Below are 15,643 nucleotides of genomic sequence, written 5' to 3'. Positions count from 1 at the left end.
AAACAATGTAATCCACGTGTCCCTTGCCTAAAATGGATAAGTATGGTATAGTTTTAAAGGTAATGATACGAACGGTTAAAAGAGTGGGATATTCCCGCTCTTTCTTCATACCTGCCATCCTACTTTAGTGATTTCCCCTTGCCACCTTTTCAGGCAAGGGGTTTATTTTGAAAAAACATCGGGTTTGATATGAAAATTGATAGTATTGTTCATAATAGGTAGTAACGACAACTGAATAGAGGAGGATTGTACTTGAGTTCCCAGGTTATTAAGAACACTGAAAGTTTGTTGGAACCAATTTTGGAAGAAAGGGACCTAGAATTGGTCGACGTTGATTATGTAAAAGAAGGTCAGAATTGGTTTTTACGTGTCTATATTGATAAAGAAGGCGGGATTGACATCGCCGAGTGTGGCGAAGTTTCCGAACAATTAAGTGAGAAACTGGATGAGGCAGATCCAATCAAAGGTGCTTATTTTCTGGAAGTTTCATCACCAGGAGTAGAACGTCCATTAAAAACAGAGGCTGATTTTCAAAAAAGCGTAAATAAAAATATTTTTGTTAAGCTATATGAACCAATTGATGGTGCAAAAGAGTATGAAGGAATCCTAACAGATTTCACCGATAACATTGCTAGTATAGAATATAAAATAAAAACCAGAAAAAAAGTTGTTGAAATTCCGTTTTCAAAAATAGCGAAAGCAAGAATTGCAGTTACGTTATAAAGGGGGAAAAGAATAGTGAACAGTCAGTTGTTTGACGCGATTGATTATTTGGAAAAAGAAAAAGGTATTAATAAAGAAATTCTTTTGGAAGCATTAGAAGCAGCATTAATTTCTGCTTATAAGAAAAATTTTAAATCGGCATCCAATGTACGTGTTGATCTTGATGAAAGCAAAGGTACAATGAAGGTATTCTCAAGAAAAACAGTTGTTGAAGAAGCTGAGGATGTACAGGAAGAAATATCTTTGGAAGAAGCTAAACAAATAGATCCTAACTATGAGCTGGATGATGTTATTGAACTTGAGGTAACACCAAAGGATTTCGGAAGAATTGCTGCTCAAGCTGCAAAACAGGTTGTAACACAACGTGTGCGTGAAGCGGAACGTGGTGTTATTTTCAGTGAATATGCTGATCGCGAAGAAGATGTAATGACAGGCATCATCCAGCGTTTGGACCCGCGGTTTGTTTATGTGAACTTAGGGAAAATTGAAGCGAAATTGCCGGAAGCTGAACAAATGTCAGTAGAGGAATACAATGTGCACGACCGGTTGAAGGTATTTGTTACGAAAGTTGAAAACACAAGTAAGGGGCCGCAAATTTATATTTCCAGGTCACATCCAGGGTTATTGAAGCGGTTATTTGAAATGGAAGTACCGGAAATTTATGATGGCACAGTTGAAATTAAATCTGTTGCCCGTGAAGCAGGAGACCGTTCAAAAATCTCAGTATACGCAAGTGATCCTGAAATAGATCCTGTTGGCTCCTGTGTGGGGCAAAGAGGTCAGCGTGTCCAGGCAATAGTGAATGAACTAAAAGGTGAGAAAATTGATGTAGTTGAATGGTCGGAGGATCCGGTTGTATATGTATCAAATGCGCTGAGCCCTTCAAAAGTGGTTGATGTGCTTGTAGATGAAGAGGCCAAAGCAACAACTGTGATTGTACCTGATTATCAATTATCGTTAGCAATTGGCAAACGGGGACAAAATGCCCGTCTGGCTGCCAAACTCACCGGCTGGAAAATTGATATCAAGAGTGAATCTGAGGCAATTGAAGATGGATTGCTGGAGGATTCCACTGAGGAAATCATTACTTATTCTGACGAAAATGAAGATATGTTTGAATAAGGGGGAAATCAAATGGTACAAAAAAGAAAGATTCCTCAGCGAAAATGTGTTGTAACAAATGAGATGAAACCTAAAAAAGAACTAATCCGCATTGTACGTAACAAGGACGGAGAAGTGTTTGTCGACGAATCCGGTAAGAAAAATGGTCGTGGAGCATATTTATCAAAGGATTTAGCTGTAATTGAAAAGGCAGAAAAAAGTGATGTATTGAATCGTCATTTGAATACCCAGGTCGATCCATCGGTTTTTGAAGAACTTAAGCAAATGGTAGCTGGAAATAGCCATGAAAAATAGCTACTTGAACATGATTGGGCTGGCATACCGGGCTAGGCAATGTTCACTTGGTGAAGAAGTTGTAAAAGACATCAAGAAAAACCGGGCAAAACTTGTTTTACTGGCAAGTGATACCGGTCCACAAACAAGAAAAAAAATAACGGATAAATGCAGAACATATGAAGTACCTTTACGAATAGTTGATGACAAGGAAATACTGTCTAATGCTATTGGTAAATCGGAAAGAGTAGCAATTGCAATTTTAGATGCAGGTTTTGCCGCTAAGATAAAGTCGTTACTCGATAATTCTATTCGGGGGTGAATGTATGACTAAAACGCGCGTATATGAATATGCAAAGCAAAAAAATACGACAAGCAAAGATGTCATTCAAAAATTAAAGGAATTAAATGTAGAGGTGTCTAACCACATGTCTACCATTTCAGATGATGTAAAGGGAAAATTGGATGATAAGTTCAATCCAAAAAAACGACAGAACGCTTCAAACACATCAAAGAAATCGGAGAATAATAATTTGAAAAAACAAACGAATAAAGGCAAATCTTCACACGGTCAGTCAAATCATAAAGGGAACCGGAATCAGTCAAATAAACATCGAAATAAAAAAGGGAACAATAACCCTGTACCAAAACAACAACCTGTGAAGGAAATACCTAAAGAAATTAAATACAGTGATACACTGACTGTAAGCGATCTTGCCGCAAAGTTGAACAAAAAAGAAACAGAAATCATCAAGAAGTTAATGGGTCTTGGCGTTATGGCTACAAAAAATCAGGATCTGGACGATGATACTGTAGAATTATTATGTGACGACTTTGGTGTTGCGGTAGAAAAAGAAATCGTCCTTGAGGATACAGACTTTGACAAATATAAAAAGGAAGAAAACGTAAATGACTTGCAAGAACGCCCTGCAGTAGTTACTATAATGGGACATGTTGACCATGGTAAAACCACGTTACTTGATTCTATTCGTCACACAAAAGTAACTGAAGGCGAGGCTGGTGGAATCACGCAACATATTGGCGCGTATCAAGTGGAAAGCAATAACAAGAAAGTTACCTTCCTTGATACACCTGGTCATGCTGCATTTACTAGTATGCGTTCAAGAGGGGCGCAGGTTACCGATATAGCCGTTTTGGTAGTAGCAGCAGATGATGGGGTAATGCCACAGACTGTTGAGGCAATTAATCACGCCAAGGCAGCAGAAGTACCGATCATTATTGCAGTAAATAAAATGGATAAAGAAGGCGCAAATCCCGATCGCGTCATGCAGGAATTAACTGAATATGAAATTGTTCCAGAAGACTGGGGTGGCGACACTATCTTTGTTCAACTTTCTGCTGTGAAACGTGAAGGTATCGATGATTTATTAGAAATGATTCTTCTCGTATCTGAAGTGGAAGAATTAAAAGCAAATCCTAAATCAAATGCATTTGGAACGGTTATTGATGCGCAGTTGGATAAAGGGCGAGGTTCAGTTGCTACATTACTCGTTCAAAATGGTACATTGCGTGTAGGGGATTCGCTGGTTGTAGGAAATACATTTGGTCGAATCCGTGCCATGGTAAGTCACACTGGAAAACGAGTGAATGAAGCTGGTCCTTCAACACCTGTGGAGGTAACAGGGCTTAATGACGTTCCACAAGCAGGCGATCAATTTCTTGTCTTTGATGATGAAAAGAAATCACGGCAAATTGGTGAAGCACGTCAGCAAAAACATATTCAGGAAAATCGTGGTGAACAATCAAAGGTCAGCCTAGATGATTTATTCGAACAAATTAAACAAGGTCAAATGAAAGAAATTAATATTATTATAAAAGCAGATGTTCAGGGATCAGCAGAGGCGTTGGCATCCTCTCTAAGGAAAATTGAGGTTGAGGGTGTCAAAATTAAAATTATCCACACAGCAGTTGGAGCAATCACGGAATCTGATATCATACTTGCAGCCGCATCAAATGCGATTGTAATTGGTTTCAATGTCCGTCCTGATGCAAACGCTAAAAAGACTGCAGACTCTGAAAAAGTAGATGTTAGGCTGCACCGTGTTATTTATAAAGTAATTGAAGAAATAGAATCAGCTATGAAGGGTATGCTTGATCCCGAGTATGAAGAAAAAGTTGTCGGTCAAGCAGAAGTACGCGAGATCTTTAAGGTTTCAAAAATTGGTACGATTGCTGGAAGTTATGTGACTGACGGTAAAATTACCCGCGATTCTGGTGTTCGAGTTATTCGCGATGGAGTGGTTCAATTTGAAGGCGAACTAGATACTTTAAAGCGTTATAAAGATGACGCCAAAGAGGTAGCACAAGGCTACGAATGTGGCATTACAATTAAAAACTTTAACGATATTAAAGAGGGCGATACAATTGAAGCCTACGTTATGCAGGAAATTGAACGCAAATGATCGTAGTTGCGGAAGTTGAGTGTATGCTCTATGATACACATTCCTTGAAAGATAAACGTTCTGTTTTGAAAAAAATCATGAATAAATTAAGTAAAGATTTTAATATCGCTATAACTGAGCTTGATTTCCATGATTTGTGGCAACGTACGAAATTTGGCATTGTCACCATTTCCACTAGTTATACCCATGCAGAACAGGTTATCCAAGAGGTCTTAAAGAATATGGATAACTTTCCCGAATTGGAATGTACCATTACTCAAGTGGAACGAATATAAAGTATGGAAGGAAGCGCCAAATGCGCTTCACAAATTAAGAGGTGACTGTTATGAGCGAAGTGCGAGCAAATCGTATCGCAGAACAAATGAAAAAGGAACTCGGAGAAATTATCAGCAGAAAACTCAAAGACCCACGAGTAGGTTTTGTTACTGTTACGGATGTTGAAGTGACAGGAGATTTACAACAGGCTAAAATTTTCATTTCAGTACTTGGAGATGAAAAACAAAAACATGAAACATTAGTGGGACTTGCAAAAGCTAAAGGCTTCATTCGGTCGGAAATTGGCCAACGAATTCGCTTGCGTAAAACACCAGAGCTTGTTTTCGAATTTGACGAGGCGCTGGAGTATGGGAATCGAATTGAAGGAATTTTGCGCGATTTAAACAAAAAATAATAAGTTGAAATTCTGGCTCCAAGCTTGGAAACGGGGTCAGATTTTTCATAACCTCAGTTTAGCTCCAGTGTCTATTTGCATAAGTGGCGCTGGTGCTTTTCTATGTTTTGGAGGCGATTTCAATGAATGGCATCTTACCATTATGGAAGCCTAAGGGAATGACATCACACGATTGTGTAGCAAAGATTCGAAGATTGTATCAAACAAAAAAGGTTGGCCATACCGGGACACTTGATCCCGGAGTGGAGGGAGTACTTCCAATCTGTATCGGGCAAGCTACTAAGATTGTTCCGTATTTGACAAACACAGAAAAAGTATACATAGCGGAGCTTTCACTGGGCAGTTCAACTGATACAGAAGATGCAAGTGGCAAGGTAATAAATCAGAAACAGGTTAACTATGTACCTTCAAATGAGGAGATTGAAACAGTTCTAAAACAGTTTAGGGGTCAAATTATTCAGATCCCTCCAATGTATTCAGCAGTTAAGGTAAATGGTAGGAAGTTATATGAATATGCACGTGCTAACAAAACAGTTGAACGCCCAAAAAGGAAAGTAAGTATTCATCAACTACAACTTTTGGGAACAGCAGATAATCGGATAAACCTGAAAATTGTTTGTTCAAAAGGGACCTATATTCGGACATTATGTGTTGATATTGGAGAAGCACTTGGCTATCCAGCGCATATGTCCGATTTAGTTCGAACAAAGACCGGATCCTTTATGAGGGAAGATACCGTTACTTTTGAACAAATCGAGACAAAAGTGGAGGAACAGAAACAAGCCGAACTGTTATTGCCAATGATTGAAGGACTCTCACATTTGGATTACTATTCTGTTGATGAAGATACCTGTAAAAAAGTTCTTTTTGGTCAAAAACTAAAGAAACCTATGATAAACTTAAAGACGGATCCATTTATTATTTTATACCAAAAGGAAATGCTTGCGATCTACCAAACACATCCTGAGAATGCGGATCAAATTAAACCGGTTCGGGTTTTTCCTTTAAATGATTAAAAAGTGTAGGTGAAAAAATTGAGGACCATTGAATTAACATATCCACATATGTTGGTGTTAGAAGAACTACCAAAAACAGTCGCTGCAATTGGTTTTTTTGATGGTATCCATAAAGGTCATCAAAAAGTCATCCAAACTGCTGTAACAAAGGCGAAGGAATCTAACATGGAAAGTGCAGTGATTACATTCCACCCACATCCATCCGTCGTATTGAAAAAAGAAAAGATTCATGTTCAATATATAACGCCGCTACGTGAAAAACAGGAAATATTACAGAAAATGAATGTTGATCGCTTGTATATTATCTCTTTCTCAAAAGAGCTTGCATCATTAAGCCCTGAGCGGTTTATAGACCACTTTATTATTGGTCTTAACATTCAGCACCTGGTCGCGGGATTTGACTTTACATATGGTCATAAGGGTGAAGGGAATATGAATAACATAGAATCACATACAAAAAATACCTTCGATTATACGACTATAGAAAAAGTCGAACTTGAAAATGAAAAGGTTAGCTCAACAAAAATTCGTAATCTTTTATCCGAGGGTAAGGTTGAAAAGGTAAATGAGAACCTAAACAGACCCTTCTCGGTTTTTGGAACTGTGGTTGAGGGTGAAAAACGCGGGCGTACAATTGGCTACCCAACAGCTAATTTACTAATTGATTCTGATGCATTGTTACCAAAGATTGGTGTATATGCGGTGAAGGTATTATACAAGGGTGAGGTATATGAAGGAATGGCTGATCTGGGGCTTAATCCAACTTTTACCGATAAAAATACTAAACCAATTTTAGAAGTAAATATATTTGATTACTCGAATGATTTATATGGAGAAGAACTGCAAATTGAATGGCATAAATATATTCGTGATGAGGAAAAGTTTGATGATGTTAAAACATTAATCGAACGCATCGCATTAGATGAGAAGGAAATACGGGACTATTTTTCTTGCTAAATTTCTTGTTTCCACTTGCAATTTTAGTTGATTAGATGTACGCTTAAGAACGTAAAACCATTGCTTGGCAAAACGAGACTCCGACGTTTGCTAGGGAATTGGGGCTATGAAATTTAACTAGGAGGTGAACCTAATGGCAATCACAAAAGAGCGTAAGAATGAAATCATTAATGAATATAAGGTTCATGAAAATGATACTGGATCTCCAGAAGTACAAATCGCTGTACTTACTGCTGAAATCACAACATTAAACGAACATTTACGTACACACAAAAAAGATCACCATTCACGTCGTGGTCTTTTGAAAATGGTTGGTAAGCGTCGTAACTTATTAAACTATTTGCGTAATAATGATGTTACGCGTTATCGCGAACTTATTAAAAGACTTGGGTTACGTCGATAATCTATTTAAAAAAGCGGGAGAAATCCTGCTTTTTTTTGTATTTAAAGTAACGCGGTGACTAGCAGACTTACTGCTTAATTCTTTGATAAGGCAAGCATAAAAGAAACACCTATTGGTTTCTTTGTTTACATACGAACATTTTATCGATAAAATGTACTATAGTAGCTTTTTGAAAGGAGTACTAAATATAATGGCAGAAAAACAAACATTCTCCACTGAAATTGCTGGTAAGAAATTTTCAGTAGAAATTGGGGAACTTGCGAAACAAGCAAATGGAGCTTGTATGATTCAATATGGTGATACATCTGTATTAACCGCTGCAACTGCATCAAAGAAACCAAAAGACTTGCCGTTTTTCCCATTAACGGTAAATTACGAAGAACGTTTATATGCTGTAGGAAAAATACCTGGAGGTTTCATTAAACGAGAGGGACGTCCAAGTGAAAAAGCGATCTTGGCATCCCGTTTGATTGACCGTCCTATTCGTCCGTTGTTTCCAGATGGTTTTAGGAATGAGGTACAAGTTATCAGCACTGTAATGAGTGTAGATCAGGATTGCTCATCGGAAATGGCTGCAATGGTAGGTTCTTCTATTGCACTTAGCATTTCGGATATTCCATTTAGTGGTCCGATTGCAGGTGTTATAGTAGGACAAGTTGATGGCGAATTTGTTATAAATCCAAATGTGGAACAACAGGAAAAAAGTGATATTGAACTTACTGTTGCAGGAACAAAAGATGCTATTAATATGGTTGAAGCAGGTGCTAATGAGGTGCCGGAAGAAATAATGCTTGAAGCGATAATGTTTGGACATGAAGAAATAAAACGTCTCGTTTCCTTCCAGGAAGAAATAGTCGAAGCTGTATCTAAAGAAAAAACAGATGTAACATTGTTTGAATTAGATCAGGATTTGCTTGTGAAAATTGAAAATGAGTATAAGGAAAAACTTGTTTCAGCAATACAGGTGCATGAAAAGCATGCAAGGGAACAAGCTATTGAAGATGTAAAAACAATGGTAGTGGAAGAATATGAAGAGGAAGATGAGAGCGTAATTAAACAAGTGAAATCTATTCTTGATAAAATGGTCAAGGATGAGGTTCGCCGCTTAATTACCAAGGAAAAAGTTCGGCCAGATGGCCGTAAACCAGATGAAATTCGTCCACTTTCATCTCGAGTAGGTGTTTTGCCTAGAACGCACGGTTCGGCATTATTTACGCGTGGACAAACACAAGCCTTAAGTATTTGTACATTGGGTGCTTTAGGTGATGTACAAATTCTTGACGGGTTGGATTTAGAGGAATCAAAACGATTTATGCATCATTACAATTTCCCGCAATATAGTGTAGGTGAGACAGGACCAATACGCGGACCTGGACGTCGTGAAATTGGCCATGGAGCACTTGGGGAACGCGCACTTGAGAAGGTTGTACCATCTGAAACTGATTTCCCGTATACGATTAGACTTGTGTCAGAAGTATTGGAATCTAATGGATCTACATCACAGGCAAGTATTTGCGCAAGTACACTTGCAATGATGCATGCAGGTGTACCAATTAAATCGCCTGTTGCAGGTATTGCGATGGGACTTGTCAAGTCTGGGGATGACTATACAATCTTAACAGATATTCAAGGTATGGAAGATGCCTTAGGTGATATGGACTTTAAGGTGGCTGGAACGAGTAAAGGTGTTACAGCATTACAAATGGATATCAAAGTTGAGGGTCTCTCCAGGGAAATCTTGGAAGAAGCATTAACTCAGGCAAAACGTGGCCGTCAACATATCTTAGGTCATATGCTTGAAACGATTGATAAACCTAAATCCGAACTATCTGAATATGCGCCTAAGATTTTAACAATGTCCATTAAACCAGATAAAATTCGTGATGTTATTGGTCCAAGTGGTAAGCAGATCAATAAAATTATTGATGAAACCGGCGTAAAAATTGACATAGAGCAAGATGGCAGTGTATTTATTTCTTCAACCGATGCCACTATGAATGAGAAAGCAAAAAAAATCATCGAAGACTTGGTACGCGAAGTTGAAGTTGGCCAAACTTACCTTGGTAAGGTTAAACGCATCGAGAAATTCGGCGCATTTGTTGAAATCTTTAAAGGGAAAGATGGTTTGGTTCACATTTCAGAACTAGCAGAAGAACGTACTAACAAGGTAGAAGATGTTGTATCTATTGGTGATGAAATAATGGTGAAGGTTAAAGAAGTTGACCATCAAGGAAGAGTTAATCTTTCAAGAAAAGCTGTACTTCTTGAACAAAAAGAAAAGAGTGAGAAATCACGGTCATAACAAACAATGAATGAAGAGGCTGGAAAACCAGTTTCTTTTTTTATTTGGCGGTTCCTTGCTTATGCGTCCGCTTCTAGCTTCTAACCAGTCGCCTCCGCTTTTCGTTGTCTAGCTGCGGCTCCGAGCGGCTAGCAAATAGATAATCCTGTTGAATGTGCGTAAGGGACGACGCACTTTCACAGTCCCATCTATTTGTACGCCGCTAACCAGTCGCCTCCGCTTTTCGTTCATATCTTGTCCCTTTCTTTCATATATTGAATGGAGAGGGGGATGTTGTATGTACAGGTGGCTTATCCAGGCATTGGTTTTTTTCTTATTGGTTGTTATTTCGTTCAATCCGTTATCTAATCCATTCGAGTCAAAACAAATAAATTCCTTTTCAGCAATACAGGATACGATGAAGGAAAAGGATCCACTGTATAATAAAATTGTTGAAAAAAGTGCTGCATATAAAATTCCGCCACAAAATGCGGTGATTGATAGAGTGTGGAAAAAGGTTCCGGGTTTGAATGGCAGGACTGTTAATGTTGATGAATCCTATAAAAAAATGAAAAAAGATGGGGTTTTCAATAAAAATCTACTAGTATTTGATGAAATTAAACCAGCTGTCTCGTTAAATGATTTACCCCCTGCGCCAATTTACCGTGGCAATCCTGAGAAAAAGATGGTTGCCCTTATGATTAACGTGTCATGGGGAACAGAATACATACCAACAATTTTAAACATCTTAAAGGAGAATCAGGTAAAAGCAACATTCTTTATTGAAGGGAAATGGGCAAAGAATAATGCAGAATATGTTGAAATGATAGCGGAACAAGGGCATGTAATTGGAAATCATGCATACAACCACCCTGATATGGCACGCATTTCCAAACAGGAAATAAATGACCAAATTACAAACACTAATGAAACAATACAAGCAATAACAGGAAAAAGGCCTTCTTTATTTGCTCCGCCAAGCGGTAGCTTTACGGATCAAGTTGTGCAAGTGGCCGCAGCTCATGACATGAAAACAATTTTATGGAGTTTAGATACCATTGATTGGAAGAATCCATCGGTATCTGTTATGATGAATCGTGTGATGCCAAAGCTTCATCCCGGTGCCACAGTATTAATGCATCCAACGGAATCTGTTGCACGCGGGTTGAAAGATCTGATTACCGGGATTAAGGAAAAAGATTATCAAATTGGTACAGTGGAGAAACTATTATCAGAAAATCGTTTAAATTAAAATGCTGGCAGCATGAACTTATTAGGAGGACTAAATCAGTGATTGAAAAACATACATGTAAGAATGGACTGCGGATTGTGCAGGAAAAAGTTCCTGCTGTGAGATCGGTAACGATTGGTATTTGGGTGTTGACCGGTTCACGAAACGAAACGGAGAAGAATAACGGGATTTCACACTTTCTGGAGCATATGTTTTTTAAAGGTACAGAAACACGGTCTGCAAAAGATATTGCCGAAGCCTTTGATGCAATTGGCGGGCAGGTTAACGCCTTTACTTCAAAGGAGTACACCTGCTTTTATGCAAAGGTCTTAGACAACCATAAAGAATATGCTTTGGAAATTTTATCTGACATGTTCTTTCATTCATCCTTTGATGAAAATGAAATGGAACGTGAAAAAAAGGTTGTATTGGAAGAAATTAAAATGTATGAAGATACCCCGGACGATATCGTCCATGATCTATTGTCACATGCATCGTATGGTGACCATCCATTAGGATACCCTATATTAGGAACAGAAAGTCACTTAAAATCATTTAAGCCGGACACATTAAGAGGCTATATTGCCGATCGGTATACACCAGATAATGTAGTTGTTTCTGTAGCAGGAAACATTGATGGATCCTTTATCCAAAAGGTTGAATCATATTTTGGGACATTCGGAACAAAGAATGAATCCGAACCTATAGTAAAACCTGTGTTTCACGCCAATCATATGGAGCGAAACAAAGATACGGAACAAGCACATTTATGTATTGGATATGATGGATTGCCGGTTGGTGATGATCTCACATACAGTTTAATTATTATGAACAATGTACTCGGCGGAAGTATGAGTTCCAGACTATTCCAAGAAGTGAGAGAACAAAAAGGTTTAGCGTACGCAGTATTTTCATATCATTCATCTTTCCTGGATAATGGGCTTTTGACAATATATGCAGGAACAGGTAACGAACAGCTTCCTTTATTACGGGAAACAATATCAAGCACTGTAAATGAACTTATATCAAATGGAATTACAGATAAAGAATTGACCAATAGTAAAGAACAATTAAAAGGAAGTTTAATGTTAAGCCTCGAAAGTACGAATAGTCGTATGAGCAGAAATGGCAGAAATGAATTAATGCTGAAACGTCATCGCACGATGGATGATATGATAAAAGAAATTGATGCTGTTGATCATGGAACGATTCAAGCGGTTATTGAGACAATTTTTAAATCCAATCCATCTACTGCATTAATTGCACCTAAGTAACAATTCCTTAAGTATAACCTATGCGACCTGCATAGGTTATTTTTTGTCACATATATTTATAGAAAGAGACATAATCTGAGGTGATAAATATGCGATATAAAGATATTAGTGGAAAGGAAATTGTTAATGTAAGTCACGGTTCAAGGCTTGGTGTTCTTGGAGCAACTGATTTGGAAATTGATGAGAAATCCGGTCAAATCAGGTCATTTATTATTCCTAATTATAAATGGTTCGGTTTAAAGAAGGAGGGTGCAGAAACAAAGATTCATTGGAAAGCCATTAAAAAAATCGGCGAAGATATGATTATGATTGAAACGGATTAGGAATGCCCATCATCAGATCGGTTCACCCAGGCTAGTATAAAAAATACTAGCCTTTTTTTTATTTTTATTATTTCTATTACTCACTTACCTTCAGGATACACATAAGCTATATGGAAATGATTTAAAAACCCGATAGCAAGGAGTGTATAACGAATATGGGTTATTTGATAGCTGTAATAGGTGGAGATGCAAGATATATAGAACTAATTCGGCAATTACAAAAGCTGGATAATACAACTATTTGCCTAATTGGATTTGATAAATTAGATCAAGGTTATACAGGTCTAAAGCAAATGGAATTTTCGGAATTGGATCCGGCTCAATTGGATATGGTAATTCTGCCTGTCACAGGAACTGATAAAGACGGGATGATTGATCCTGTTTTCTCCGACCAGTCAATTCGTTTAACAAAAGAATGGGTCCAGCAATTAAAGAGCACTGTTTCCATTTTTACCGGAATTTCGAATGACTATTTAACTTCCATTACTTCCGAAGCAAACCGCCGTCTTGTAAAATTATTTGACCGAAATGATATAGCGGTATATAACTCAATTCCTACCGCTGAAGGAACAATTATGATGGTTATTGAACATACTGACTTTACAATCCATTCCGCAAATGTGCTTGTGGTTGGTTATGGCCGTGTGGGGAAAACAATTGCCAATAAATTCTCTGCACTTGGTGCCGAAGTTTCGGTATGTGCCAGAAGATCAGAAGATTTGGCACGTATTACGGAAATGGGATTTAAGGCAATTCCATTTGATCAACTTTCTCACAATACTGCTGAATGTGACATATTAATTAATACTATACCTGCCCAAGTTATTACGAAAGAATCCATCCAATTTCTGCCGTCACATGGATTAATTATTGACCTCGCATCAAAACCCGGGGGAACAGATTTTGAATATGCCGAGAAACGGGGAATTCAGGCAATATTGGCTAAAAGTTTACCTAGTATAGTTGCTCCTAAAACAGCAGGCAGGATTTTAGCAGATGTGATTAAGCAGTTTATTACGAAGAAGGAGGAAACAAAATGACTTTAGAAGGAAAACGAATAGGTTTTGGCCTTACAGGTTCTCATTGTACCTATGATCAGGTTTTTCCACAAATCGAGAAATTGATGAAGGAAAAAGCCGAAGTGGTCCCAATTGTAACGTATACCGTTAGAAGTACGGATACGAAGTTCGGTAAAGCAGCGGACCACATTAAAAAGATCGAAGACATGACTGGAAAAAAAGTAATTACCACTATGCCTGAAGCGGAACCGTTAGGACCAAAAGAACCATTAGACTGTATGGTTATAGCACCGCTGACAGGCAATTCAATGAGCAAGTTTGCAAATGCCCTGACTGATTCACCTGTCTTAATGGCTGCAAAAGCAACCATGCGAAACCAGCGGCCAGTTGTACTTGGCATTTCCACAAATGATGCCTTAGGGTTGAATGGTGTAAATCTAATGCGCTTGATGGCCAGTAAATATATTTATTTTATTCCATATGGCCAGGATGACCCATATAAAAAACCAAATTCGCTTGTTGCACATATGGATACATTGATTGATACTGTTGAATCCGCATTGTTGTTTGAACAGATTCAACCAGTGATTGTACCTTATCAGAGTACTTCTGAAAATGCATAGCAACGTATAAAATTTTTCTAAATATCATTAAAAATATAATGGTTGTAAAACAGAGGTGGAAAAATGACAATTTTAGTTCAAAAGTTTGGAGGTACCTCATTACAATCACCTGCTAGTATTTCTAAAGTTATAACTCACATTAAAGAAGCAGTTGAAAAGAAGTATAAGTTGGTAGTTGTAGTTTCAGCATTGGGTCGCCTGCCTGATCCATATGCTACGGATACGTTATTAAGCCTTGTTAATGAATCGACGTCATTTCATTCAAAACGGGAAATGGATTTGCTAATGTCATGTGGGGAAACAATAGCTAGCGTGGTATTATCAAATGAGTTGCAAGATCATAAAGTAAAATCAATTGCGCTTACTGGTGCGCAGGCGGGAATTATGACAACATCTGAATTTACCCAAGCAAAAATAAGGGGTGTAAATACTGCACGGCTAAAAAGTGAACTTGAGACTTATGATGTAGTAGTAGTTGCCGGCTTTCAGGGAAAGACATCTACAGGGGAAATAACGACGATTGGGAGAGGCGGCAGTGATACCACTGCTGCTGCCCTTGGCGTTGCACTGCAAGCGGAAAAGGTGGAAATTTTCACCGATGTAAATGGAATAATGACTGCTGACCCGAGAATTGTTAAGTCTGCCAGGCAACTGAAAATTGTTACCTATGCGGAAATTTGTAATTTGGCCTACCAAGGTGCCAAAGTGGTTCATCCGAGGGCAATTGAGCTTGTGATGCAGGCAAATATACCATTGCACGTGCGGTCAACTTATTCAACAGAAAATGGCACCTTGGTTACGAATGCAGCTATTAAAGAAATACCAGATCAGTTGATTACAGGTATTGCTCATATGTCATCCATTACACAAATCAGGATTAAGAACCGAGAAGAGATGCACCGTCTCCATTCTGAGGTATTTAAGGTATTGGCTGAAACAGGAATTTCCGTTGATTTCATAAATATTTCACCGACCGGCCTGCTATTCACCGTTCCAGAATTTCATACGCAATCGGCGGTCGATTGCATCACAAACTTAGGCTTTCATCCACAAGTAATAGAAAACTGTGCGAAGGTCTCAGTAGTTGGCGGAGGAATGATGGGAGTTCCCGGGATTGCATCGAAAATTGTGCAGGCACTTACGGAAAGGGAAATTCAAATTCTGCAATCAGCAGACAGCCATACAACGATATGGGTACTAATTCGTGATACAGATGTGATGAAAGCAGTAAATACCTTACATGAGACATTTAACTTAAGTCAATCATTAAAGCCGGCTGGAAAATAAATACTATTTCGAAAAAGG

Annotated in this window: 17 protein-coding genes; all 17 read left to right on the top strand. The window is 38.2% G+C overall.

What is annotated here, in order from left to right; genetic code table 11:
• Positions 1 to 252 precede the first annotated feature (252 nt).
• Complete coding sequence (gene rimP / locus CFK37_RS15670; RefSeq protein WP_089062748.1) at positions 253 to 723, top strand: ribosome maturation factor RimP; 471 nt, start codon at positions 253 to 255, stop codon at positions 721 to 723.
• A 15-nt stretch (positions 724 to 738) separates the two neighbouring features.
• Positions 739 to 1,845: a transcription termination factor NusA gene (nusA, locus tag CFK37_RS15665; protein WP_089062747.1), complete on the top strand. Its 1,107-nt coding sequence runs from the start codon at positions 739 to 741 to the stop codon at positions 1,843 to 1,845.
• 12 nt (positions 1,846 to 1,857) lie between these two features.
• On the top strand, positions 1,858 to 2,139 hold the full coding sequence (gene rnpM, locus CFK37_RS15660; RefSeq protein WP_089062746.1) for an RNase P modulator RnpM: 282 nt from the start codon (positions 1,858 to 1,860) through the stop codon (positions 2,137 to 2,139).
• Positions 2,129 to 2,440: a L7Ae/L30e/S12e/Gadd45 family ribosomal protein gene (locus CFK37_RS15655; protein ID WP_089062745.1), complete on the top strand. Its 312-nt coding sequence runs from the start codon at positions 2,129 to 2,131 to the stop codon at positions 2,438 to 2,440. The genes rnpM and CFK37_RS15655 overlap by 11 nt, the downstream gene beginning before the upstream one ends.
• 4 nt (positions 2,441 to 2,444) lie before the next feature.
• The gene (gene infB / locus CFK37_RS15650; protein WP_089062744.1) at positions 2,445 to 4,541 is read left to right on the top strand and encodes a translation initiation factor IF-2; all 2,097 of its coding nucleotides are present in this window, start codon (positions 2,445 to 2,447) and stop codon (positions 4,539 to 4,541) included.
• Positions 4,538 to 4,816, top strand: a complete 279-nt coding sequence (locus CFK37_RS15645; RefSeq protein WP_089062743.1) for a DUF503 domain-containing protein — start codon at positions 4,538 to 4,540, stop codon at positions 4,814 to 4,816. The genes infB and CFK37_RS15645 overlap by 4 nt, the downstream gene beginning before the upstream one ends.
• Positions 4,817 to 4,866: 50 nt before the next feature.
• Positions 4,867 to 5,211: a 30S ribosome-binding factor RbfA gene (gene rbfA, locus CFK37_RS15640; protein WP_089062742.1), complete on the top strand. Its 345-nt coding sequence runs from the start codon at positions 4,867 to 4,869 to the stop codon at positions 5,209 to 5,211.
• A 122-nt stretch (positions 5,212 to 5,333) separates the two neighbouring features.
• The gene (gene truB / locus CFK37_RS15635) at positions 5,334 to 6,227 is read left to right on the top strand and encodes a tRNA pseudouridine(55) synthase TruB (RefSeq protein ID WP_089062741.1); all 894 of its coding nucleotides are present in this window, start codon (positions 5,334 to 5,336) and stop codon (positions 6,225 to 6,227) included.
• Positions 6,228 to 6,245: 18 nt separating this feature from the next.
• Complete coding sequence (locus CFK37_RS15630; protein ID WP_089062740.1) at positions 6,246 to 7,184, top strand: bifunctional riboflavin kinase/FAD synthetase; 939 nt, start codon at positions 6,246 to 6,248, stop codon at positions 7,182 to 7,184.
• A gap of 133 nt (positions 7,185 to 7,317) precedes the next feature.
• Positions 7,318 to 7,587: a 30S ribosomal protein S15 gene (rpsO, locus tag CFK37_RS15625; RefSeq protein ID WP_089062739.1), complete on the top strand. Its 270-nt coding sequence runs from the start codon at positions 7,318 to 7,320 to the stop codon at positions 7,585 to 7,587.
• A gap of 190 nt (positions 7,588 to 7,777) precedes the next feature.
• On the top strand, positions 7,778 to 9,889 hold the full coding sequence (locus tag CFK37_RS15620) for a polyribonucleotide nucleotidyltransferase (protein ID WP_425445347.1): 2,112 nt from the start codon (positions 7,778 to 7,780) through the stop codon (positions 9,887 to 9,889).
• A 277-nt stretch (positions 9,890 to 10,166) separates the two neighbouring features.
• A complete protein-coding gene (locus CFK37_RS15615; protein WP_089062738.1) occupies positions 10,167 to 11,120 on the top strand; it encodes a polysaccharide deacetylase family protein in 954 nt (317 codons plus the stop codon).
• Between the two features lie 38 nt (positions 11,121 to 11,158).
• Positions 11,159 to 12,373 carry a M16 family metallopeptidase gene (locus tag CFK37_RS15610; RefSeq protein ID WP_089062737.1) on the top strand — a complete coding sequence of 405 codons (1,215 nt, stop codon included), beginning with the start codon at positions 11,159 to 11,161 and terminating at the stop codon, positions 12,371 to 12,373.
• 89 nt (positions 12,374 to 12,462) lie between these two features.
• Positions 12,463 to 12,696, top strand: a complete 234-nt coding sequence (locus CFK37_RS15605; RefSeq protein ID WP_089062736.1) for a YlmC/YmxH family sporulation protein — start codon at positions 12,463 to 12,465, stop codon at positions 12,694 to 12,696.
• A gap of 155 nt (positions 12,697 to 12,851) precedes the next feature.
• Positions 12,852 to 13,736 (top strand): dipicolinic acid synthetase subunit A, encoded by an 885-nt coding sequence (dpaA, locus tag CFK37_RS15600; RefSeq protein ID WP_089062735.1) that lies wholly within the window; start codon positions 12,852 to 12,854, stop codon positions 13,734 to 13,736.
• Positions 13,733 to 14,338, top strand: coding sequence for a dipicolinate synthase subunit B (dpaB, locus tag CFK37_RS15595; protein ID WP_089062734.1), 606 nt, complete (start codon positions 13,733 to 13,735; stop codon positions 14,336 to 14,338). Before dpaA ends, dpaB begins: the two co-directional genes overlap by 4 nt.
• A 63-nt stretch (positions 14,339 to 14,401) precedes the next feature.
• Positions 14,402 to 15,625: an aspartate kinase gene (gene dapG, locus CFK37_RS15590; RefSeq protein WP_089062733.1), complete on the top strand. Its 1,224-nt coding sequence runs from the start codon at positions 14,402 to 14,404 to the stop codon at positions 15,623 to 15,625.
• The last annotated feature ends 18 nt before the right edge of the window (positions 15,626 to 15,643 follow it).

Source organism: Virgibacillus phasianinus, from assembly GCF_002216775.1.
Taxonomy (GTDB): Bacteria; Bacillota; Bacilli; order Bacillales; family Amphibacillaceae; genus Virgibacillus_F; species Virgibacillus_F phasianinus.
Note: the sequence above shows the minus strand (reverse complement) of the source record. Positions and strands in the feature narration are given on the sequence as shown.

What these genes read in the sequence shown, in the direction of transcription:
- rnpM (WP_089062746.1), top strand. Translation starts at nt 1,858, where the DNA reads ATGGTACAAAAAAGAAAGATTCCTCAGCGAAAATGTGTTGTAACAAAT.
- CFK37_RS15655 (WP_089062745.1), top strand. Translation starts at nt 2,129, where the DNA reads ATGAAAAATAGCTACTTGAACATGATTGGGCTGGCATACCGGGCTAGG.
- infB (WP_089062744.1), top strand. Translation starts at nt 2,445, where the DNA reads ATGACTAAAACGCGCGTATATGAATATGCAAAGCAAAAAAATACGACA.
- CFK37_RS15645 (WP_089062743.1), top strand. Translation starts at nt 4,538, where the DNA reads ATGATCGTAGTTGCGGAAGTTGAGTGTATGCTCTATGATACACATTCC.
- rbfA (WP_089062742.1), top strand. Translation starts at nt 4,867, where the DNA reads ATGAGCGAAGTGCGAGCAAATCGTATCGCAGAACAAATGAAAAAGGAA.
- truB (WP_089062741.1), top strand. Translation starts at nt 5,334, where the DNA reads ATGAATGGCATCTTACCATTATGGAAGCCTAAGGGAATGACATCACAC.
- rpsO (WP_089062739.1), top strand. Translation starts at nt 7,318, where the DNA reads ATGGCAATCACAAAAGAGCGTAAGAATGAAATCATTAATGAATATAAG.
- CFK37_RS15620 (WP_425445347.1), top strand. Translation starts at nt 7,778, where the DNA reads ATGGCAGAAAAACAAACATTCTCCACTGAAATTGCTGGTAAGAAATTT.
- CFK37_RS15615 (WP_089062738.1), top strand. Translation starts at nt 10,167, where the DNA reads ATGTACAGGTGGCTTATCCAGGCATTGGTTTTTTTCTTATTGGTTGTT.
- CFK37_RS15605 (WP_089062736.1), top strand. Translation starts at nt 12,463, where the DNA reads ATGCGATATAAAGATATTAGTGGAAAGGAAATTGTTAATGTAAGTCAC.
- dpaA (WP_089062735.1), top strand. Translation starts at nt 12,852, where the DNA reads ATGGGTTATTTGATAGCTGTAATAGGTGGAGATGCAAGATATATAGAA.
- dpaB (WP_089062734.1), top strand. Translation starts at nt 13,733, where the DNA reads ATGACTTTAGAAGGAAAACGAATAGGTTTTGGCCTTACAGGTTCTCAT.
- dapG (WP_089062733.1), top strand. Translation starts at nt 14,402, where the DNA reads ATGACAATTTTAGTTCAAAAGTTTGGAGGTACCTCATTACAATCACCT.